The sequence below is a fragment of the Pseudoalteromonas lipolytica genome (assembly GCF_003515105.1).
In the GTDB taxonomy this organism is placed as follows: domain Bacteria; phylum Pseudomonadota; class Gammaproteobacteria; order Enterobacterales; family Alteromonadaceae; genus Pseudoalteromonas; species Pseudoalteromonas lipolytica.
Map to the genome: position 1 here is coordinate 587,437 of NZ_CP032090.1, position 22,052 is coordinate 609,488.

Sequence of the window (22,052 nt, forward strand, 5' to 3'; positions counted from 1 at the left end):
AAACGGAAGAACTAGACATGGCCTTGAAGCGAATTTTAGCCGTCGATGATGAACCATTTAACTTAGAAATAATTGAAGAGATCCTCGAAGAACTCGATTTTGAGCTGAAAATGGTCAACAGCGGTCCAGAATGTTTAGATGTTGTTGAAGCGTTTGATCCACAAGTTATCTTGCTGGATGTTAGCATGCCACAAATGAGTGGTTATGAAGTATGCCGAAAGTTAAAAGAAAACCCGAATACAGAAAAAATAATCGTTATGTTTGTGTCGGCCAGAGGCACGGTTGAAGAGCGTATGGAAGGGTATTCTGTAGGGGCTGAAGATTATATTGTAAAACCTTTTGGGCATGATGAATTAAAGCTCAAGCTACAACACTTAAACCAAGTACTGATCGAAAAAGAAATGCTTGAACAACAAGTGGAAGACGCCACATCAACAGCCTTTAATGCAATGGCTAACAGTAGTGAAATGGGCCAAATTGTTAATTATATCGAGCATATCGGTTTAATTGATGATGAAAAAGAGTTGGGTAAAGCATTACTTCATTGTTTAAGCGCATTTGACTTACAAAGTAATGTTGAATTTCGCTTAGCATCGGGTCTAGAGCACTTTTCAGTGTCAGGTGTTTGTTCGCCCATTGTTGTTGAGCTATTTGAAATGCTTAAAAACAAAGGCCGTTTACATGAATTTTCGAGTCGAATTTTAGTAAATTATGAAATGATTAGCTTACTCATTTTGAATATGCCAGAACAAGATCCCGATAAACATGGCCGTATTCGTGACCACATTTGCTTTTTAGTGAGTGTGACCGAGCAGCAGCTTAAAGCGATAATTACAAAAAAAGAACTGGTTAAACAGCAACAGCAACTGAATGACGCAGTGTCTAAAGTACACAGTAAGTTTAAGGGGCTCATAGAGCTTTTGAATGACAATCGTATTAATAACGAAGCGGTGTTTAAACAGTTACAAGAGGATTTGGAACAACGAATACCCACAATGGGATTAGACGAAGACCAAGAGATCTTTATTTATCAAAAAGTCGATGAAACCATTCAAAACTCAGTAGCACGTGAAGAGTCAGTGCAGGGAGTAAAGGCCGCATTTAAAGAGATTGAAAACGATTTATCGGTCTTATTAAAGCAATGACACACTCATTGAGTACGCGCGGTACTGGCCGCGCTTTAAGCATCTCGTGGTAAGCCTTTTTCAACAATACGAATCAAACGTGCGGTTTTACGTAATTTAAGCTGACGCTTGTTCTGTTGTTGTGAAAGCGCCCACTCTATGTGCTCTGCGACCAGTGGCGTTGCACTTTGAAGCGCCTTTTTAAGCGCGATAATAATTGTGTCGCTATAGTCAGCATTACCAAGTCCAACCGCTAGATTTCTTTGCCAGCGCTCATGGCCAATACGACGAATCGGGCTGCCTTCAGTGTTTTTTAGGAATGTGGCTTCATCCCATGCAAAGAGTGTGAGTAAGTCTTGATCTTTTAATTGCGTTCGAGGATGGAAGTCGGCTTCATCGGTTATTTGTCCATAACGATTCCACGGACACACGAGTTGACAGTCATCACAGCCATACACACGGTTACCAAGTAATGAACGGTACTCTTCAGGAATAGGGCCTTGCAGCTCAATCGTGAGATAAGAGATACATTTACGGGCATCGACTACATACGGCTCAACAATCGCACCTGTCGGGCACAGAGTCATACACGCCACACACTTGCCACAGCCTTCAAAGGTATTTTCGTTATCGATAGGCAGTGGAATATCAACAAATAACTCGCCTAAGAAAAACCACGAACCCGCTTCTTTATTTATCAGAAGGCTGTGTTTTCCACGCCAGCCTAACCCTGCTTTTTCTGCTAATTGCCGTTCAAGGACTGGCGCAGAGTCCACAAATGGGCGAAATCCTAGCTGACCTACTTGTTGTTCTATTTTTTGGCCTAATTTTTTGAGGCGATTACGAATGAGCTTATGGTAGTCCCGACCTAGCGCATAGCGACTTATGTACGCTGTTTCGGTTTGCTTGAGGTTTTTAGCAAAGCTGGCATCGGGTGGAAGGTAGTTCATTTTAACCGAGATAACACGCTGAGTACCCGGTACTAATTCTGCTGGACGGGCACGTTTCATCCCATGCGCAGCCATGTATTCCATGTCGCCGTGGTAACCCAAATCTAACCAACGTTGAAGCTGGGCTTCGTGCTGAGAGAGATCAATATCGGTGATCCCGACTTCTGCAAAACCAAGGTCTTTACCCCATTGCTTAATTTGCTGCGCGAGTTGCTGGTAATCGATAGGTGTTGTCACGGTGAATAAAAAAGTAGCCAAGGAATGGCTACTTTATCATAGTTATAGAAAGCTTAGAATTAAAAGCGTTTCAGCGCCCATTAAACAAACCGCTTTAGCTGTTGTTGGGTTTGTTGGCTAAGTAAATGTGATTGCTCACAATCAGCAAGGGATTCATCTATTTGCTGTTTCGCTTGCTCACCTAACGCCACAATTTGCTCGACACTTTGGTGTGTTTGAGTTTGTGTTTGTTCTAGTAAATGAACAGCACTAACAATCTGTTGTAGCTGCTGTTGATTTTGCTCAAACTCACTCAGCATGTTGCTAAACCCTGCTGAGGTATTGCTAATGGCTGTTTCAGCTTCACTTGAATGGCTAATTAATAACTCAGACTCTTTATTTGTTTCGTTTACCAAGCTATTCATTTGATTAATAAAGTCGCTAATTTGACGGGTTGCATCGTTCACTTTTACAGAAAGAGTTCTAACTTCATCAGCAACAACCGCAAACCCTCGGCCAGCTTCACCAGCACGTGCAGCTTCAATGGCGGCATTTAAGGCTAACAAATTTGTTTGATCAGAAAACTCTTCAACCATTTTTAAAATAGCACGAATATTTTCACTGTTTTCTTTTAACCCCGACACGGTCGCAGAAAAGTTGCCAAGAATTTGGCTGATCATGGCCACTTTTTTTACCAGAGTAGATAGTTCCGCAGCTGAATGTTGTACAAAACTTAGATGCTCACTGTTAACCGTATGAACACTGTCGGTGTTTGCAGAGATATGCTCTAAACTTGTCGTAATTTGATTACTTGCATCGGTAATTGTATGGCTAAACGTAATTTGTTGATGGCTAAGCTTCGCTGTTTGCTGCATCGATTCTGTCATTTTTGAACTACTATCGGCACTGGCTTGCGCACTTTGGTATGTGGTGGCCAGTAGCTGGCTTAGGTGAGATGTAAAAGTATTGTATTGCTCGCTTAAATCGCGAAATTCATCAAAGGTAAAGTGTGGGAGTTTTGCCGATAAGTCAGCATCATGACGATTAATTTGCGCTAAAGTATCGCGCATAGCCTGTACGGGCCGCACAATTAAAAAACGCATATAAAAAAGTGTGAAAATAAAACTGCCAACAATAACGAGTGTCATGAGCCAGAATAGCCCTGTGCTTGCTTGCTGTTCAGATAAGCTACTGTAAAGCCAAATTAAAGTAATGACCTGAAAGGCAAACACAAACCCCAAGTTACCGACAATTTTACGCGTTAAGGTGTAAAAGAAAGTTTGTTCGATAAAATTATAAATGCGCATATAGCTACTCATTGAGGTGTTATGTTGATTCATGTCGGGCGTTTCTTAGTCTTATTTAATTCCACGTTATTCGACACAGTATAGCTTATTCTTTTTGAGTCACAGCGACTGCAGTGTCATTTGTGTATGGCATGGGAAATTAGTAAAAATTCCATCCACGCCATAATCAAGCATTAACTCGATATCTTCTACCTTATCGACCGTATACGCATAGACTTTAAGTCCACGTTGTTTGGCATCGGCAACAAACTCATGGTTTATAAAGTTTTTATCAATATGAATGCTGTAGGCATGCAGCTTTTGCGCAAACTCACTGTAATTGATAGGAATTGATGCGGTTAACGCGCCAATCTTCACCCAGGGTAACTTTTGCTTGAGCCACATGAGTTGATGATGATCAAAGGATGAGACTAAAAGATTATCTCTTGATAACTTTCCAGTGCTAATGTTTGATTCAATAAGCTCTACAAACTTATCAAGTGAAAAGGTATGTTTGAGTTCTAAATTGAGCAGTGTTTTATCATTAACCCAATCAATCGCTTGCTGTAGCGTTGGCACTATTTCGCCATTACCTGCATCGAACTGTTGAATTTGGGCTTTGCTGCAGGCATTCACTTTACCGCGACCTGATGTGGTCCGGTCAAGCCATGTGTCATGAATAATCATATAATCATCAAGGCAGCTTTGTACGTCGATTTCAATACCGTCAACAGCCAAATCTACAGCGGCTAATATGGCACTTTTGGTATTTTCTGGGTAGGTACCACTGGCACCTCTGTGAGCGAATACTTTTATCATTGCGTGTGTTTCCGAGTCACTGACCATGTTTCATAAAAAGCGGCGCTTATAACCAAAACGCCCCCCATAATTGTGCTTATTGTTGGTTGCTCATGCAAAATTAAAAAAGCCAAAAACGTGCCGTATAGCGGTTGCAAGCAAGAAATTAATCCAGCCGTTGAGGCTGATAAGTGTTGTAAACTTGCAGCAAAAAGTGAATGCGGCGCTGCTGTAAAAATAACCCCAGCGGTGATCAATAGCAGCCAATTAATTGTATCAACTTGTAATGGCGGTACTTCAAGGAAGGCGCACAGCATAATACAGGCAATCCACGTTTGATAAAGCATGGTCTGTGGGCCACCGTATTGGCTAAAGTAATGCTTATGAATAATATTTCTAAAAGCAAAAAAGAAGGCTGATAAAATACCGGTCGCAATGCCAAGCGTAACATCATTCCCAAGGCTTGCATCTGGGATGAGTAAGTAAATACCGAACATCACCACTACAGCGCTAATAATATCTTTCAGTTGCGGTTTACGACCATGAAAAAGAGGCTCTAAAAATACAGTGATCACGGGGTAAGTAAAAAAGGCAATCATGCCAACAGCAATACCGGCTAATTGCATTCCTGCAAAGTAGGTTAACCAATGAATACCGACTGTCACCCCGAGTAATAGAGCAATAAGATAATCACGGCGAGAGTGGAGTTTAATCGCCTTTTTTTGGATATAAAGTAAGATCAATAAGGCACAACCGGCAATACCTGTTCTGTATACGGTAATGTCTAATGCACTTAAGTTAATGAGCTTGGCAAACAACGCAGTTCCACCAAATAGCAACACTGCAATGTGTAAGTACATAAGACTTTGTTTGTGCGCCTGCATTGCGACCCTTGTTATTATTATGCTTAACTCTCTTTTTAACGGTAATCCTTTGCTTTGTAAACCATCCTATGGGCTAATCCATTGGTTTAGTTCCAGTGTTTCCAGCCTTTTAAATAATAGTGCAGCACATTGGGCTCATCGAGGGTCGAGACTTTTTCGTTATTTGCACTGATATCTGGCGTAAAAATAAATAGCTGTGCATCATTTTCTGGCCGATAGTAACGAGTATCTACATTGAGTGTTTGATGATTAGCACATTGAAGTTTACATGCCATAACAAACCCCCACTCACCAAATGAAGGAACGTTCAAGTGATAAGGCAAAGTATGGGCAAAGCCTGCTGCACTCATCGTATTATTAATTGACCAGAATGCGCGTTTTGCGAAAAACGGGCTGGTAGCTTGCGTTACGACGATTCCATTGTCGGGTAAGCGACGTTTTACTCGTTGGTAAAATTGTTGGCTATATAATCGAGCTAAATTGATTGCTTTAGGATCTGGCAAATCAATAAAAATAATATCAAACAACGTTTTATCTTGTTCTATAAATACATATGCATCCTGATGAGCCACCGTGACTTTAGGGTTACTGAGCGAGTGTTGATTAAGCTCTGTAAGGTTGTAGTTAGATCGAGCAAGCTCTGCGACGCTAGGGTCTAAATCAACAAGAGTAATGGATTCTAGTTGTGGGTATTTAAGCAGCTCTCTGGCAGCAAGACCATCACCGCCCCCTAAAATTAAAATGCGTTTTGCATTACCGTGCCTCACCATCGCTGGGTGAATAAGCGCTTCGTGATAACGGTATTCATCTATCGAAGAAAATTGTAAACCGCCATTCAAATAGAGGCGAATGTCATCTTTGTGGCGCGTTAGAACGATTTGCTGATAGGGCGTTTGTGCTGAGTGAACCACGCGATCATCATAAATTTGGCTCTGCCAATGATGTGTGAGTTGTTGACTGGCATATAAACTCAATCCTAATACTGCGCTGACTAATACAAGCGTTAGTCTGAGTATTTTCCGTCGGTTGCGGCTTATATGGTCTACAAAATACCACAGTAATAACAGTGCAATACTGAGATTCATTAAGCCAAAGCTAAGTGACGTTTTAAATACACCTAACCACGGCAAAAATAGAAAAGGAAATAACAAGGTCGCCAGTAGGGCGCCAAAGTAGTCTATTGATAATACATTGGCAAGATTGGCTTTTAACGCGTAGTGCTTTTCCATCAAACGGCTTAAAAGCGGAATTTCTAAACCAATTAACACCCCGATTAATGTGGTTAATATGACACTGATTGCCTGTAACGGCAAAGAGTATGCGTAAGCAAAGTAGAGAAGGGGAACACTAAGCCCGCCTAACAATGCGAGCACTAGTTCAAAGGCTATAAAATACACCAATAAGGGGTTATCAGGGACAAAGCGCGAAAAATACGACCCGATGCCCATCGCCGCCATATAAACGCCGATAGTGAGAGAAAATTGGGTGATGCTGTCACCCAAAAAATAAGCCCCTGTTGTGGCAATTAATAGCTCATAAATAATAGAGCACAGACCCGCAACAAAAATACTAAACAGTAAAATATGGCTTTCACGGATTGTTTTACTTTCCACCAGAACCGCCTCGAGAGCGAAAACCTGGGCTGCCAATACTCTGTTCTCGTAATTGTTTATCTACCGTGATGTTGCTGTGATAAAGAGAGTACATAAGCCAATCACGTTCATCATCATTTTTGCTGTAAGCATACATAGAGGCAAGACCAATGGGGGTGAAAAAAAGCAGCACGATAGGCCAAACGGCGACACGGGTTTCCATGGCTTTTATGGCTTCGGGGTTTAATTTATTAATTGGCTTATATGTAATATCAGAGCCTTCACGCTCTGCTTCAAAGCGATGTAGAACCACAAAAATGCACATGCCCGCTACTATTCCTGATAGCCACATAAAGGGTAATAATATGTTGCTATTGCCTTTAATCGGAATGATGCGAAACGAATAACTAAAATGCTCTGCACGTGTGTTTGGGCCAAAACTGCTACTAACATAAGCACTGTATTGGCCTTTCTTAGGAAAATGCACCTCGTGATGAACTTTCTCTCGGTACTCGGTCCATTTACCTTCTGAATCTCGACCCGTTTCAGCCCATAGTTCATCAGAATAACTGAATAGGTAATTACCTTCAGGATCAAAAATTTCAATATCGATGGCTTTCCATGAGTTCAAAGGTAAGCGGCCTTTGATCTCGAAACGCATCATTTGGCCATCTTCAGGAACATTAAATAAATAGGGCTTATCTTGGCCATCATATTCTTTGAAGTTGCCATATTGGCCATTTTGCAGAGGCTCTTGAAGGTCTGCGCGTATCAAAAAACAGCTTAAAAAAGCAATCGACGCGATAGTAAAAAGCTTATAGATGTTCATCCTTACTCCAATAAGCTTAAATAGCGATCGTGATAATCACTGCAACACTTATTGCGATGCTGCTTTCGATAACGGCAACAGCGGTATTATTGTCATGCATAGCTTGGTCAAGAGAGATTTTACTGAAGATAATTTTATCAACCAAGTAACGTACGATCGGCAAGATTAAGAAGCCAAACAACGCATCAATAAAAAATAAACTAAGACTTTGTTGCCAAGTATGAAAGCCACCAAGCAGGGCATGGCACAGAATGATTGCTAACGCTAACATGGTGCCTGAGAAGCTCATCGCTACAGCTTTATTGCCTTTTTCAAGCTGTTCATGCAGGTCAAAAGCAGTGAGGTGATCATAGCCTTTAGCAAACATGATCAGCAAAAGCTGTCCGAGTGCGTAAAATACAATGGCTGATAACCACGTCCCTTCACCCGTTAAAGCGCCACCAATGATTAAGGCTGCAGCCATGTAATTAGCAGCTTGTACTAAGCCAACGGCTTCATTTTGTCGATTAATTAACTGTTCTTGGTTGCAGAATAAACGCAGCAGTAACTTATCATTTAGAAAGCGTGAGCATGTTAATAACACCATGCCGAGTACACTATACAGCGATACATTAATTAAGTCGGTCAGTAGGCCCTTGCTTGGTCCTGCTAGTACAAACCCATAAATAATCGTAATAGCGACCAAATAGCCACCAATTGATAAACCTAATGCTGTATTGGCATTATCTGTTAATTGATTTGTGGTGTTGTAGGAGGTTGCTAAGTTATACGACAGCTTTGCGAGTGCGATTATCGCGATAAAAAGAGCGATGTATGCGCTGTTGTACGCCATTGCTGCAAGGTAGTGGGTTAAATTAATATCCATATATATTTGTTAGGTTGTTGTTATTTTCAGAAAATATTACCACAGACTCTTTACTGCGAAGAATATCAACGTGTTATTTTTGGCATATTTAGTTAATTTCTTAAAAGTTTCATAGCATTTGCCTGTCTCATTGCGTGGTTATGGGTTAAAATAACAACATAACCAACTAACAAGATAGTGAATGACAAAACAGGATCCCAATCTCAGTCGAGAACAAGAAAAGTACGAAAACCCAGTCCCTAGCCGTGAGTTTATACTTACTCACTTAGAATCTCGCGCTAAACCAGCAAACTTCACACAACTTTGTGACGAATTACACGTGGATGACACTGAACGCCAAATTGCGTTTAAACGTCGTTTGCGCGCTATGGAGCGTGACGGTCAGTTGTATTTCAATAAATTTAAATGCTACGCGTTGATTGATGAATCAGGCCTTGTGAAAGGCAAAGTAGTTGGCCATCGTGATGGGTTCGGCTTTTTAGAAGTTGAAGGCGAAAATAAAGATTGGTTTATCGCAAAACACCAGATGAACATGGTGCTGCATGGCGACATTGTGCTTGCTAAAGGCAATCGCAAAGGCGGCAGTGGTAAATGCGAAGCGCGTATCATTAAAGTGTTAACGAATGAGCGCGCCCCGATTGTTGGTCGTTATTTTGTTGAGCATGGCATTGCGGTGGTTGTTGCCGAAGACCCGCGAATCACGCAAGATATTATGATACTGCCTGGCAGTGAGAATGGCGCGCGCCATAATCAAATGGTTCAAGTTCAGATCACGCAAAACCCAAGTCGTCACATGAATGCAGTGGGTAAAGTAACGGAAGTATTGGGTGAGCATTTAGCCCCCGGTATGGAAATTGAAGTAGCACTTCGAAACCATGATATTCCGCATGTATGGCCTGAAGCCGTTGAAAAGCAAGTTGCCCATTTAGGTGAATTTGTTGATGAGCAAGCAAAGCAAGGCCGAGTCGATTTACGTGATTTACCATTAGTAACAATTGATGGTGAAGATGCACGAGACTTTGATGACGCCGTTTACTGTGAGCGAAAACCATCAGGTGGTTGGTGTTTATGGGTCGCGATTGCTGATGTATCACATTATGTTGGTATGAACACGCCACTGAATAAAGAAGCGATAGAACGCGGTAATTCAGTGTACTTTCCTGAGCAAGTGATTCCCATGTTGCCGAAGGTGTTGTCAAATGGTTTGTGTTCATTAAACCCCAATGTTGATCGCTTATGTATGGTTGCCGAGATGACCGTATCTGAGCAGGGCACCTTAGAGAATTATAAGTTTTACGAAGCGGTGATGAATTCACATGCCCGTTTTACTTACACTAAAGTGCATGCAATTTTGCAAGGTGATGAAAGGCTGTGCGAAGAATACGCGCCAATGGTGCCGCATTTAACTGATTTACATCAAATGTACATGGCACTGAAAGCAGCTCGTCAAGAGCGTGGTGCAATTGAGTTTGAAACGCTAGAAACGCGTTTTGTGTTTGATGCTCACCGAAAAATTGAATCAATCGTTCCTGTGGTGCGTAATGATGCGCATAAGCTCATTGAAGAATGCATGATTTTGGCGAATGTATCGGCAGCTCGTTTATTAGAAAAACATGAGGCCAGTGCACTTTATCGTGTGCATGATGAACCTGATGCTGAAAAGCTTGGTTTTTTCAGAAACTTTTTATCTGAACTGGGCATTGAGTCAACATTGTCAGATGAGCCGACACCAAAAGAAATAACACATGTACTTGCAAAACTAGGTGACCGTCCTGAAGCCGAGTTAATTCAAACCATGTTATTACGTTCGATGAAACAGGCTGTGTATCAACCAGACAACATTGGGCACTTTGGTTTGGCGTTACCTGCTTACGCGCATTTTACATCGCCAATTCGCCGTTACCCTGATTTAGTTGTGCACCGTGCGATTAAAGCTGTTTTAAAAGCACAAGGCCAACAAACGTCGGGCGAGTATGCTTACAGTAATGATGAAGTTGATATTTTAGGCGAGCAATGTTCAACCACTGAACGTCGCGCAGATGATGCGACCCGTGAAGTCGCCGATTGGCTTAAATGTGAGTTTATGCAAGACCATGTTGGCGATGAATTTGGCGGGGTTATTTCATCGGTCACTAACTTTGGTTTATTTGTTCGCATAGACGACTTACAAATAGATGGCATGATCCACGTAACGAATCTTGGCAATGAATACTTCCATTATGACAATGCAAAACACTGTCTTATTGGTGAGCAAACTCATACGGTTCATCGCTTAGGCGATAAAGTGACGGTTCAGGTATCGTCTGTCAGCTTAGATGAGCGTCGAATTAATTTAGTGTTTGCTGGTAATGTACCGCAAGACCGCTATGCGCGACGCCGTGCGCAAAGTGCACCTGCAAAACCGAGTATTCGTGCGCAGTTAAAAGCAGGGAAAATCCCTGGCAAAAAAGGGGATGATAGTCGCTCAGACCCTAAATCTTCAGAGAAAGATAATGCAAAGCGTGGCAAGTCTTCTCATGCAAAAGGGCGTAAAAAACCTAACAGCAAACAAGCGGATGTTGTAAAAGCAGGTAAGAAGAAGAGCAAGAAAAAAGCCACCAAAAAGGCAAAAAGACCGGGCAAGAACGCCCGAAAACGTACTAGCTGAGGAGCAAATAATACGTGAGTAATGAATTAATTTTTGGTTTTCACTCTGTTGAAGCTATTTTAGCAAAAGAGCCTGAGCGCTTTTTAGAAATTTATGCGCTAAAAGGGCGTGAAGATAAGCGTTTAAACCCGATTATTGATGAAGCTCGTAAGTTCGGTATTTCAGTGCAATTTATGCAGCGCAAAGCACTTGATAACAAAGCCAATGGTGAACAGCACCAAGGGATCATTGCTAACGTGAAAGCAGCGCGAATGTACAATGAAAAAGATCTCGACGAAATCATTGCCCGCGAAGACACGCCTTTCTTGTTAGTGTTAGATGGCATAACCGATCCGCATAATTTAGGTGCGTGTTTACGCAGTGCGGATGCAGCAGGCGTACACGCGATTATTGTGCCTAAAGATAAGTCTGCAAAGCTTAATGGCACAGCACGTAAGGTAGCCTGTGGTGCCGCTGAAACAGTGCCTTTAGTACAAGTGACAAACCTTGCACGCACATTACGTGAAATTAAAGACGCAGGTGTGTGGGTTGTTGGCACAGCGGGTGAAACTGACACCGAATTATTTGATGCTAACTTAACAGGCCCAATGGCCATAGTGATGGGAGCCGAAGGTGACGGTATGCGTCGTCTAACTCGCGAGCACTGCGACCTACTCGTTAAAATACCCATGGCAGGCACGGTATCAAGTTTAAATGTATCGGTTGCGACCGGTATTTGCTTATTTGAGGTATTACGTCAGCGTAATGCGACGCAGCTTTAATCTTTGCGTTCGACAATAAAAAAGCCGATATAATATCGGCTTTTGCATATCTATATTCGGCACCGCGAATGACAATTAGATTTTTGCGAATGCGTCTTGTAGTGGCGGTACAACTTGCTTTTTACGGCTTAATACACCATCTAACCATACTTTGCCATTCTCAGATTTAACATCATATGCCGCTTCAATAACAGCAACGTCATCAGAGCTTATCAGCATCTGTGAGCCTTCTTTCATGATATCTGTTAATAGTAGTAATACTGAGTGACGGCCGCCTTCTTCTTTTAGCTTCACGATGTCAGCTTCAAGGTCTGCTTTGATCTCATCAAAAACAGCAAGGTCAATGACTTCTAGTTGACCAATACCGACTAGCTTGCCGTTCATGTTGAAGTCTTTAAAATCACGCATAACTAGGTCGCGAGCTGGCGTGCCTTCTACTGCAGATTTTACTTTGAACATTTCCATGCCAAGTTCTTTGAAATCTTCGATACCGGCAATGTCAGCAAGTGCTTCAACACACTTAATATCAGCAGTGGTGCATGTTGGTGATTTAAAGATAACGGTGTCGCTTAAAATAGCGCATAACATGATGCCCGCGATGTCTTTCGGGATTTCTACATTGTAAAAATCATACATCATTTTAATAATGGTATTTGAGCAACCCACCGGACGAATCCAACACTCAAGAGGTGTTGATGATGTTAAGTCGCCTAATTTGTGGTGATCGACTACACCTACAACGCGTGCTTCATCGATGTCATCAGGTGCTTGTGTTTTTTCTGTATGGTCAACGATATAAACGTCTTCACCTGCGTAGCTAAGTTTAAGCTCAGGTGCTTCGAAGCCAAATTTATCTAAGATAAATTGTGTTTCAGGTGATATTTCACCTAAACGCGTTGGAATGGCCGGTTCATTGATTTGGTTTTTTAAGTAAGCAAGCGCAATTGCACCGCAAATTGAATCTGAATCAGGGATCTTATGGCCCACTACATACATTGACATTGACGGAACTCCTTTAAATTTGGCAGATATTTTAGCAAAGTCTCTACAGATTGATACATAACAGACATGAAATTTTGTTGATCAATTACAACTGCCAATTAACCAGAATTTTAGTTACACTTTAACGTATTGAAAGTAGAGGAAGATACACATGCGATTGAGCAGAAAAGCGTGGAATAATGTGGTCATTATTTCAATGCTATTGATGATTTTTTTCTTCAATGGTTTACATAAAAAGCTCAATACTCAACCTGCAGAGGACGGCATGCACGCGCTGCTACCTGAACAAAGTTTTATTTTGGCGATGGCATTTCCCGAACTTAAAATTGAGCGAATTGGCACTTCTTGGCGTAGTCAAACCTTACAAGAAACAACATGGCACGGGGATGAACAAGCGTTAGAGCAATTAGTTGAGCTGTGGCAGCATCAACAGCTCAATCTTGCAAGTATACCTGTAAGTAAGCTTTCGAAGACATCAGCGAACTATGTTGCTTCAGTGTGGTTAGCGGGTGAGCAATTACCTGCGGTGTATCAACTTTATACCATTGAAGGAAATTACTACCTACTCGATAAGCGGTTACAGCGTGTATTTGCGCTTGAACACGCCGATGCCGCTCAGTTATTTCCGTTATATCCGTTTAAGAGAATGACAGATGCCTGAATTACCAGAAGTTGAAGTAAGTCGGTTGGGGATTACTCCGCATGTGCTCGACCACGTAGTGACTAAAGTGAATATTCATAATGCCAGCATGCGCTGGCCAGTGCCTGATGATGTATATCAGTTACAAGGTCTTAAAGTTACCTCGATTGAACGTAGAGCAAAGTATTTATTACTGGGTTGTGAGCGTGGAAGTGTCATATTACATTTGGGAATGTCAGGCAATTTACGCGTTGTGAATGCCGATGAACCACTTAAAAAACATGACCATATCGAGTTTGTTTTAGAGTCTGGAAAAGCGCTTAGGCTAAATGATGCGCGCCGCTTTGGGGCATGTTTATGGCAAGCACCTGGCGAATGCCATACTTTACTGACCAAGCTAGGCCCAGAACCTCTTACTGATGATTTTTTTGCTGAGCGTGTTTACGAGCAATCAAGAAACAAGAAAGTACCGGTTAAGCAATTTATTATGGATAATGCCGTGGTTGTTGGTGTGGGGAATATCTACGCCAATGAGTCGCTATTTAAAGCGGGGATCCACCCCAAACGTGAAGCGGGAAAGGTATCCTTAAAACGTTATCAACAATTAGTGCCTATAATTAAAGACACACTAGCTGCGGCGATTAGTCAAGGCGGCACGACGTTAAAAGATTTTGCGCAAAGTGATGGTAAACCGGGTTATTTTGCTCAGCAATTATTGGTGTATGGCCGCAAAGGTGAGCCGTGCGTTACCTGTAAAGAGCCGTTAAAAGAAATTAGATTAGGCCAAAGAAGTACCGTGTTTTGTGCAAATTGCCAAAAATAAGCGTGTATTAATAAGGCAGTAAAAAGCACGCCCGTTGGCGTGCTTTTTAATTATAGCTCGAACGGGGCAACACCGACGGCTTTCATTTTATAGCCTACTTGGGCTATTTCACCGGACCAAGTCTCAGTGCTTATTACCCCTGTTACCACAATGGCATCATATAGGCTCTCGATTGGTACGCCACCTTTAATGGTTACATGAACAATTTGATTAGGCGGTGGAGGTGGTACATGAATACAAGCACCAAAATACGGCACAAGTAAAAATTCAGTAATTACCTCACTGTCCCCTTCAAGCGGGACGACAAAGCCCGGAAGACTGACTGATTGGCCATCAAGTTCTTTGACTACAGGAGCATCAAGGTCTGGTTGTACCCAGTTTTGCTCGCTGCCTTCATGGTTTGCTTGTGCTTGCGTGTCAATTTGCACGTGCCCTTTAGGGATTAAATCTTCCCAGAAGATTTCCTTTGGTGGTCCAGCATAAGCCCCTGTGCATAGTAATAATGTCGCTAAGACTGCGAACTTTTGAAAAAACTGCATAACATTCCTTAAATTTTAATACTCATACCATCTGCAAGTGAGTAGAAATACGCGCGGGTCGCAGGAATTAACCCAACAATAAAGCCTGCTGCTATTATCGCAGCTAATAGCATGAGTTCATAGGATGACAATAACGCTATATTTAGACTTATTCCTGCATGGCTTTGCAAGTAATCTGCGCTCAGTAGCATTAAGCCATAGAACAGTACAATGCCGAGCAGGCAACCTAACCCAGTGATGAGAATTGATTCAACACTGATCAAGGTGAATATATGCCACGGTCTCGCGCCAACAGAACGCAAAATTGCCAACTCTCTTCGGCGTTGGTTTAGGCTCGATAACAGGCTAGTTAGCATACCAAGTAAACTAATTAAGACCACGACGATGGAAAACAGCAGCAAGATTTTTTCGACAATTGACAGCATCTCCCACAGTTCACGCAATGTGACTCCCGGCATAATCGCTAATAAAGCCTCCGGTTTATATTGGTTGATATTACGGCGAACTTGTAATGTGTAAAGCGGTGAATCGAAGCCAAGCAAAAAAGCGGTAATTTGCTTAGGATTTCCAACCAAATTAATCTCGTCATGCTCATGCTCATGCTCATGCTCATGCTCATGCTCATGCTCATGCTCATGCTCATGCTCATGCTCATGAGATTCATCTTCGACATGGTCGGCTTCGTGCGTATGAGATTTACCATGAATCGTGTCAATTGCAGCAAGTGGTATATGGAGAGTTTTATCAACCGGCGTACCTGTTGGCTCTAAAATACCGACTACCGTGAATGGGTTATCATCATGATTATGAAAACTAGTGTTACCCATGCCATGCGCAATAACGACTTTATCGCCCAATTTATAATTAAGCGAACTGGCAACTTCTGAACCCAGCACCACTTCAAATAAGTGATTAAACTGCTGGCCTGATGCAAAACGAAGAGGCTGCTTTTTTCCGAACCGATAATGGTTGAAATAATCTTTATTGGTCCCGAGCACTGCAAGGCCTTTGTGACTATCACCCAACGACAGTGGAATGGCCCATTTTACGCCACGTTGTTGCGTAATGTATTGATAGCTGTGCCAGCTAACCCCGTTATTAGCATGGCCAATACGAAACACCGAAGATAACAATAATTGGATGTCGCCGGTGCGAGCACCAACAATTAAGTCAGTGCCGGAAATCGTGTTACTAAAGCTACTTTTAGCATCGACCCGCACTCGCTCAATTGACATCAAGAGCATGACGCTAATGGCAATCGTAAATAAGGTGAGTAAGGCACTGGCTTTGCGGTTTAGTAAACTTTTAATCGCGAGTTTAAGCAGCGACATGTGTGCCTCCTTGTAACTCTAAAAGGTTAACACTGCGCTTAAAAAGCCCTTGCAAGGTTTCGTCATGGCTTACAAATACCAGTGTACTGTGCGTTGCTTTAGCCTGTTCAAACAGCAATTTAACGAATGCTTGGCGATTTTGTGTATCGAGTGCGGAGGTCGGTTCATCGGCAATAATAATTTCAGGGCTGCCAATGAATGCACGTGCAGCTGCAACACGTTGTTGCTGACCGATGCTCAGTTTAGAGACAGCCTGATGCTGTAACGCATCTGTCAAACCAAGTGCTGTTAAAAGACGACTTGCTTCAAGGTTAATAGAAGGGCTGTTATTAAGCGCCTGCTTTTGCCGTAATTTAGAAAATTGGCAGCCTAAAATTACGTTTTCAATAGGTGATAAATACGGCAATAAATTAAAGTTTTGAAAAATATAACCAATGTGATCGGCTCGAAAACGATCGCGTTTACTATTACTTAATTGGTTAACAGCCTTATCTAAAAGAGTGATAGTCCCTTGGTTGGGAGTGGTGACGCCCGCAAGCAAAGACAATAGCGTCGACTTACCACAACCACTCGGGCCATGTAAAAACACATGCTCACCTTGCTCAATATGCAGCGAAGCAATATTAATGGTGGGCGAAGCTTGTTGTGCGTGCCATTTAAATAGCACATTTGAAAGCGTGATCATAACGACCTATTCGTTGTTACCATCGCCAGTAATTTAACTTTTTACGCATTTTAAAATTACGAATAAAGTTACGTGGTTTTGGCTTAAGTACTGGATTGTTCAATAGTAATTCATTGCTTGCTGCAAGTACACGCTGACTCGATAAGCCATCTTGGTAGGGGTGCAACTGCTGACAAAAGTGCTCAATTTTTGTCATCAGCTCAGTAGGCGTTGTGAGCGCATAATCGATTGCTTCTTCAACTTTATCTGGGTTTGTTACATCAATAAGGTGCTCACCGGGTGCTTGATTACAAAAAGTTACCACGGGCTTTCTTTGCAGTAAAAACATCAGCAGAATAGAGGAGGTATCACATAGCATGACATCTGCCGCTTGTAGTAGCGGTAATACGTTATCGGTTTCTACGAAAGTTAAATTATCGTTTTGTAAGTCTTTATATTGCTCGACTAACTCACTCGGCATTTTTGGGTGGAATTGCACTAAAATACGCCACTTACCTTGCTGACTGTATGCTTTAATGTGTTCGTAAAGTTTAGGGGCTAGCGATAATCGCTTTGAAAACGTTGAGCAGATCAATAAGGTCTTTCTAGGATCATTTGGGTTTTTATAAGGGTTATTTGCGATCTGTGAAAAGAACGGATCGAGCGTTGGCCAACCGGTTTCTTTCACTTCAAAAAAGCCATATTTTGTTGCAAGTGCCTTAAATGGAGCCGTTGTATTCGGTCCTTGAGTACAATATAAGTCAAAACAACCACGAATTTTAAAGTGATCATTCTCGCCTTTTCTGTTTAGCTTTCCGGCATCAAACCCATGAAAAACGCCGACTTTAATTCCTGGAATAAATGTAGGGATAATATTTGAAGGTGCATAAACAACATCAGGTTGCCAGTTGTGAACCTCTTCTATAGTACTCAGAGTCTGTTCACCCTCATTTAAGAATTCATGATTAACGTTGCTACCCTCTAAAAACCACCTAACTTGGCCACCGCGCGCTAAGATTGCTTGCTGTAATGGGCGCAAAATAGCGTACGAATAGTTTTGTGAAATATACATTAAGTATTTTTTTTCTGCGGTAGCTGCTAAGTAATTCAAAAAAACCTCCTATTGCGAGAGGCGTATTATAGCTAAATATTGTTTATGACAGCAAAATTACGGAGATTTTAATTTTTTTTGATTTTATCTGCGGAGCCTCGTAGCGGATCTGAGCGCAATGATTGAGCTTTCACAGCGTCTAGATTATTATAGGCGGCCATAACCCCAATCCCATACATGTGCTTTTAAGAGCATGCCAAATACTATCGGAGATAGCATGACTAGCTATAAAGTTTTAGACGTAAACGATGATTTACCGATCCGTACCAAAGGTGCGGTACACAGTGGTAAAGTGCGTTCAGTTTATTGGTTAACTGATGAGGACAGCGCGCGTTTAATTAGTGAAAAAGGGTATCAGGTTCCAAAGGGGACTGAGCTTGCTATTATGGTTATCTCTGACCGTATTTCAGCATTTGATTGTATTTGGCAAGGTGAGAATGGCTTAAATGGCGTGCCTGGTAAGGGGATCGCGTTAAATTCAGTTGCATCTCATTGGTTTAAATTGTTTGATAAAGCAGGCCTTGCTGGTAACCATATCGTTGATATTCCTCACCCTTATGTGTGGATTGTACGCAAAGCAAGTACAGTCAAAGTGGAAGCAATTGCACGCCAATACATCACGGGCAGCATGTGGCGCGATTACGCAAAGGGTACCCGTAACTTTTGTGGTATCGATTTACCAGAAGGTCTAACAGCAAATCAAAAGCTAGATAACGTACTTATCACTCCTTCAACGAAAGGAATTATTACCGGCGTAGCTGAAATCCCCGAAGTGGATGATGTCAATATCACGCGTGAAAACATCACTAATAACTTGTCAGTGTTTAATTTTAAGTCGGCAGATGATGTTGCGAAGTACGAACAGTTACTGGTTGAAGGCTTTAAATTAATCAGCGAAGAGCTTGCTAAACTTGACCAAATTTTTGTAGATACGAAATTTGAGTTTGGTTACGTTGAAGACGTTGATGGTTCTGACAAACTTATATACATCGACGAAGTGGGTACGCCTGATTCATCACGTATTTGGGATGGGCAAGCGTATCGCGATGGTAAAATTATCGAAAACTCTAAAGAAGGCTTCCGTCAGTTATTAATCAATAATGTGCCTGACAGTGATGTGTTATTAAACAAAGATCGTATGGATGAGCGTGAGCAGCTTGCAAAAGACTACACCTTGCCAGAATCTGTGATGCTTGAGGTATCAGATACTTATGTGGGTATTGCAAGTAAGATCATTGGCCAAGAGATCACTATTCCAAGTGATCCACGCAGTGAAGTGATTGCCATTTTAGATACAGAATACGGCTTAATTAAGCAGGGCTAAGCTGTATTCTTTCGTCAGTGACGCACTGATGTAGCGTATAAAAGCCAAGTTTGCTAAAAGGGCACTTGGCTTTTTTGTTTCGAGGGGGGGGGGAATATCACTCGTTTTATTATCTAGGTAGAGCAGAGAAAGATTAATGCTTCATTGTTTTAAGAACTTTGATACCCTTTGTATTCTAAAAGTCTAATTTAGTTTGATAGGGTGTTATTAGCCTCTTTTTATTTAGGTTAGATGGCTGAAACAAAAAATCTATTTATGTACAATGAGCCCCCTTTTGGTAATTAAGTTGTGAAAAATGCAATTATACTTTGACGTACTGCACCTGTATTACATTCCTCAATATGTGCCAGTTTTACAGGAATTGTTATCAAAAGGTCATAAAGTTTCGATGGTTTTTTACAAGAACCAAGATAGGCGAAGCGTAGATGTTAGCCATAGCTTTATAAATAAAAACTCAATAAATGCTATTTGGTTAGCAAGCAGTGATGATGCATTTAATTTTTATCAAAACTCAAATGCAGATTGGATCGTGTTTGGCAATAGCTTTGAAAAAGTTGAACTTTTAAATAAAAAGACTGTTTTAATGCAGCATGGAATTGGGCCAAAGCAGTGTTATTACGATGTATCTCAAAACAAAACGACAGTGCGTTTTGTAGAAGGTGAGCATAGGTTAGCGCGTTTGAAAAGTCTTTACCCACATAGTAACTTTATCGATGTTGGTTATGCGAAGCTTGATCCCATATTTAATCAAACACTTGAAAAGCTTGATTTAAGTGATTTAGGATTAGATCCTTGTAAAAAAACACTCTTATATGCCCCTACTTTTTACCCCAGCTCTATTGAATGTTTTAGCGATGATTTTCCCTCTCACTACCGTGATTTCAATATAATTATAAAACCTCATCATTTTAGTTTGTTTAAACAAAGGTATAAAAAGCAACGTTTAAAGCTAGAGCAATGGGCAACGTTTAATAATGTGTACGTAGCAAGCGAGTATGATTTTGACCTTACCCCTTTTTTGGACATTGCTGACATTATGATATCGGATGCTTCATCAGCAATTTTTGAATTTGCGGCATTAGGTAAACCTGTTGTTTGGTGTGATTTTTACAAGTTACGTTGGTCTTACAAAGGAATTTTCTCTTTTAGATTGAAAGCAAGGTTGGATGACGATATTGAGTATTTCCATCAGCTTTGTAATCGAGCTAGCTGCTACGAAGAATTACAATCTATCATTGGGTTTGCAGAACAGCAACCTGCTGAATTTGTTGAATTAAGGGAAAACATTATTTATAAGCTTGCAGGGAAGACGGATGGACACTCAGCAAAGAGAATTGTCTCTTATTTAGAGGAGCATAAATGAAACGTGTTATAACGTTTGGTACGTTTGATATTTTTCATGTAGGGCACATTAATATATTAGAACGGGCAAAAGCGCTTGGAGATTATTTAATTGTGGGGGTTTCTTCTGATGACCTTAACTTATATAAAAAAGGACGAAAACCTGTATACAGTGAAGCAGATAGACTAAAAATTATTAGTTCGATGAAATGTGTCGATGAAGTATTTATTGAGCATTCATTGGAGCTTAAAGCTGAATATATCAAAGATCACCAAGCTCAACTTCTTGTTATGGGAGATGATTGGGCGGGCCGTTTTGATCAGTTTAAGCATTTATGCGATGTAGTCTATTTAAAGCGAACACCATCAATCTCAACAACTGAGATAATTGAAGTTGTGCGCGATCCTTCGAGTAAATAACAAAAACTACCACATTATTTTGTGCGAGTGAATTGACCGCCTGATATTTGTTCAACTTAATATTAGGTCTCTTTTTCGGTCATTATTTTCTCTAACTCTGCAGTTTTCACTTTTCGCTGCAAATACATGCAAGTTCTGTATTTGAGGTTCCTAAGGAATGTGGATCGTGATGAGTGCCTTCCAGAATTTGCCATCACTATATCACTTTCAAAACTTCTGTCTTCTGAAATTGGATAGGGTTTGATACCTAGCATTTGCAGCCCTACCTCGCTATGGAATTGCATATCCACATCGACAGGCCGGCAGAAGGGTTTTCGAGTAAGTAATTTTTTTGCTCCAGGTAAACTTATTAAGTATCCCTGTGTGCCATTTGGGGCTTTTCGATAATTACCAAGTGTGAAATTATGTTGAAGGCTTTTGCTATCAATAAACGGAAAATCTCTGTTGTCAGAAAGCTTAATGAGATCCCAACCATGCAGCGAACTTGATAATTCTATGATTGATATTAGGTGCTCTTCAATAAACAGGTCGTCTTCAAGCACTAAACAATGATTAATTTTTTCATCGACCATTTTTTGCCATATACGCATGTGGCTTACATAACAGCCTATTTCGCCTAGCGTTAAGTCACGATGATATTTTTGTTTATTGTTTTGCGGTGAATACCACTCATCTAATTGCTCTTTAGTGAGTTCCTTGCCAATTGTTGCAGGAAACCTCTCGGCGCTGATACCTAAGTTCGCAAGTCTATTATTGAGTGTTTTCCAGCGCTTTTCACTGCCTTGCATGTTAATGACAAATATAGGAACTGACATGACTTCTATTAATTAACCTTTTCTAATTTTTATTCTAACATTTAGAATAAAAGATATATTCAGAATTTGAAAGTTTGATGAATTGCGTTT

At 41.2% G+C, this 22,052-nt stretch carries 21 protein-coding genes; 8 read left to right on the forward strand and 13 right to left on the reverse strand.

Annotated elements, in window-relative coordinates; translation table 11 throughout:
- The first annotated feature begins 17 nt into the window (after positions 1 to 17).
- Positions 18 to 1,145, forward strand: a complete 1,128-nt coding sequence (locus tag D0907_RS02790; RefSeq protein ID WP_036971147.1) for a response regulator — start codon at positions 18 to 20, stop codon at positions 1,143 to 1,145.
- Positions 1,146 to 1,180: 35 nt separating this feature from the next.
- Here the strand turns inward: D0907_RS02790 and queG are convergent, their stop codons facing one another.
- The 7 genes from queG to D0907_RS02825 all read right to left on the reverse strand — a co-directional run bounded on the left by queG (position 1,181) and on the right by D0907_RS02825 (position 8,544).
- Positions 1,181 to 2,332, reverse strand: a complete 1,152-nt coding sequence (gene queG / locus D0907_RS02795; RefSeq protein WP_231387306.1) for a tRNA epoxyqueuosine(34) reductase QueG — start codon at positions 2,330 to 2,332, stop codon at positions 1,181 to 1,183.
- Positions 2,333 to 2,391: 59 nt separating this feature from the next.
- A complete protein-coding gene (locus D0907_RS02800) occupies positions 2,392 to 3,609 on the reverse strand; it encodes a methyl-accepting chemotaxis protein (RefSeq protein WP_074988893.1) in 1,218 nt (405 codons plus the stop codon).
- Between the two features lie 87 nt (positions 3,610 to 3,696).
- Positions 3,697 to 4,395, reverse strand: a complete 699-nt coding sequence (locus D0907_RS02805) for a glycerophosphodiester phosphodiesterase (protein ID WP_065978148.1) — start codon at positions 4,393 to 4,395, stop codon at positions 3,697 to 3,699.
- The gene (locus tag D0907_RS02810; protein WP_118843983.1) at positions 4,392 to 5,258 is read right to left on the reverse strand and encodes a DMT family transporter; all 867 of its coding nucleotides are present in this window, start codon (positions 5,256 to 5,258) and stop codon (positions 4,392 to 4,394) included. Before D0907_RS02810 ends, D0907_RS02805 begins: the two co-directional genes overlap by 4 nt.
- Positions 5,259 to 5,344: 86 nt before the next feature.
- Positions 5,345 to 6,871: a polyamine aminopropyltransferase gene (locus tag D0907_RS02815; RefSeq protein ID WP_231387307.1), complete on the reverse strand. Its 1,527-nt coding sequence runs from the start codon at positions 6,869 to 6,871 to the stop codon at positions 5,345 to 5,347.
- Complete coding sequence (locus tag D0907_RS02820; protein ID WP_036971135.1) at positions 6,861 to 7,679, reverse strand: hypothetical protein; 819 nt, start codon at positions 7,677 to 7,679, stop codon at positions 6,861 to 6,863. The genes D0907_RS02815 and D0907_RS02820 overlap by 11 nt, the downstream gene beginning before the upstream one ends.
- Positions 7,680 to 7,695: 16 nt before the next feature.
- Positions 7,696 to 8,544: a DUF350 domain-containing protein gene (locus D0907_RS02825; protein ID WP_231387308.1), complete on the reverse strand. Its 849-nt coding sequence runs from the start codon at positions 8,542 to 8,544 to the stop codon at positions 7,696 to 7,698.
- A 181-nt stretch (positions 8,545 to 8,725) separates the two neighbouring features.
- Here D0907_RS02825 and rnr point away from each other — a divergent pair, with 181 nt between their 5' ends.
- Together rnr and rlmB are read left to right on the forward strand one after the other, a co-directional pair.
- A complete protein-coding gene (gene rnr, locus D0907_RS02830; RefSeq protein WP_118843985.1) occupies positions 8,726 to 11,191 on the forward strand; it encodes a ribonuclease R in 2,466 nt (821 codons plus the stop codon).
- A 14-nt stretch (positions 11,192 to 11,205) separates the two neighbouring features.
- A complete protein-coding gene (gene rlmB, locus D0907_RS02835) occupies positions 11,206 to 11,952 on the forward strand; it encodes a 23S rRNA (guanosine(2251)-2'-O)-methyltransferase RlmB (RefSeq protein WP_075594453.1) in 747 nt (248 codons plus the stop codon).
- Positions 11,953 to 12,027: 75 nt separating this feature from the next.
- Here rlmB and D0907_RS02840 read toward each other — a convergent pair whose 3' ends face one another.
- Entirely contained in the window at positions 12,028 to 12,954 is a 927-nt protein-coding gene (locus tag D0907_RS02840) for a manganese-dependent inorganic pyrophosphatase (RefSeq protein ID WP_036971127.1), read from the reverse strand.
- Positions 12,955 to 13,105: 151 nt separating this feature from the next.
- Here D0907_RS02840 and D0907_RS02845 point away from each other — a divergent pair, with 151 nt between their 5' ends.
- Positions 13,106 to 13,615 (forward strand): hypothetical protein, encoded by a 510-nt coding sequence (locus D0907_RS02845; protein ID WP_075594452.1) that lies wholly within the window; start codon positions 13,106 to 13,108, stop codon positions 13,613 to 13,615.
- Positions 13,608 to 14,417, forward strand: coding sequence for a bifunctional DNA-formamidopyrimidine glycosylase/DNA-(apurinic or apyrimidinic site) lyase (mutM, locus tag D0907_RS02850; protein WP_118843986.1), 810 nt, complete (start codon positions 13,608 to 13,610; stop codon positions 14,415 to 14,417). The genes D0907_RS02845 and mutM overlap by 8 nt, the downstream gene beginning before the upstream one ends.
- Positions 14,418 to 14,467: 50 nt before the next feature.
- On the opposite strand, the gene D0907_RS02855 is transcribed toward mutM, so the two are convergent.
- The 4 genes from D0907_RS02855 to D0907_RS02870 are packed head-to-tail and all read right to left on the reverse strand — an operon-like array spanning position 14,468 to position 18,062.
- Positions 14,468 to 14,956, reverse strand: coding sequence for a DUF3299 domain-containing protein (locus tag D0907_RS02855; RefSeq protein ID WP_036971118.1), 489 nt, complete (start codon positions 14,954 to 14,956; stop codon positions 14,468 to 14,470).
- Between the two features lie 8 nt (positions 14,957 to 14,964).
- Entirely contained in the window at positions 14,965 to 16,287 is a 1,323-nt protein-coding gene (locus D0907_RS02860) for an ABC transporter permease (protein ID WP_118843987.1), read from the reverse strand.
- A complete protein-coding gene (locus tag D0907_RS02865; protein ID WP_065978142.1) occupies positions 16,274 to 16,972 on the reverse strand; it encodes an ABC transporter ATP-binding protein in 699 nt (232 codons plus the stop codon). The genes D0907_RS02860 and D0907_RS02865 overlap by 14 nt, the downstream gene beginning before the upstream one ends.
- Positions 16,973 to 16,988: 16 nt before the next feature.
- The gene (locus tag D0907_RS02870; protein ID WP_176714537.1) at positions 16,989 to 18,062 is read right to left on the reverse strand and encodes a CDP-glycerol glycerophosphotransferase family protein; all 1,074 of its coding nucleotides are present in this window, start codon (positions 18,060 to 18,062) and stop codon (positions 16,989 to 16,991) included.
- Between the two features lie 217 nt (positions 18,063 to 18,279).
- Between D0907_RS02870 and D0907_RS02875 the strand changes: the two genes are divergently transcribed.
- From D0907_RS02875 to D0907_RS02885, 3 genes are all read left to right on the forward strand, one after another.
- On the forward strand, positions 18,280 to 19,386 hold the full coding sequence (locus D0907_RS02875; protein WP_065978141.1) for a phosphoribosylaminoimidazolesuccinocarboxamide synthase: 1,107 nt from the start codon (positions 18,280 to 18,282) through the stop codon (positions 19,384 to 19,386).
- A 295-nt stretch (positions 19,387 to 19,681) separates the two neighbouring features.
- Positions 19,682 to 20,749 carry a CDP-glycerol glycerophosphotransferase family protein gene (locus tag D0907_RS02880; protein WP_036971106.1) on the forward strand — a complete coding sequence of 356 codons (1,068 nt, stop codon included), beginning with the start codon at positions 19,682 to 19,684 and terminating at the stop codon, positions 20,747 to 20,749.
- A complete protein-coding gene (locus D0907_RS02885) occupies positions 20,746 to 21,147 on the forward strand; it encodes an FAD synthase family protein (RefSeq protein ID WP_036971103.1) in 402 nt (133 codons plus the stop codon). The genes D0907_RS02880 and D0907_RS02885 overlap by 4 nt, the downstream gene beginning before the upstream one ends.
- Before the next feature lie 62 nt (positions 21,148 to 21,209).
- Here D0907_RS02885 and D0907_RS02890 read toward each other — a convergent pair whose 3' ends face one another.
- A complete protein-coding gene (locus tag D0907_RS02890) occupies positions 21,210 to 21,962 on the reverse strand; it encodes a glycosyltransferase family 25 protein (protein WP_118843988.1) in 753 nt (250 codons plus the stop codon).
- Positions 21,963 to 22,052 lie beyond the last annotated feature (90 nt).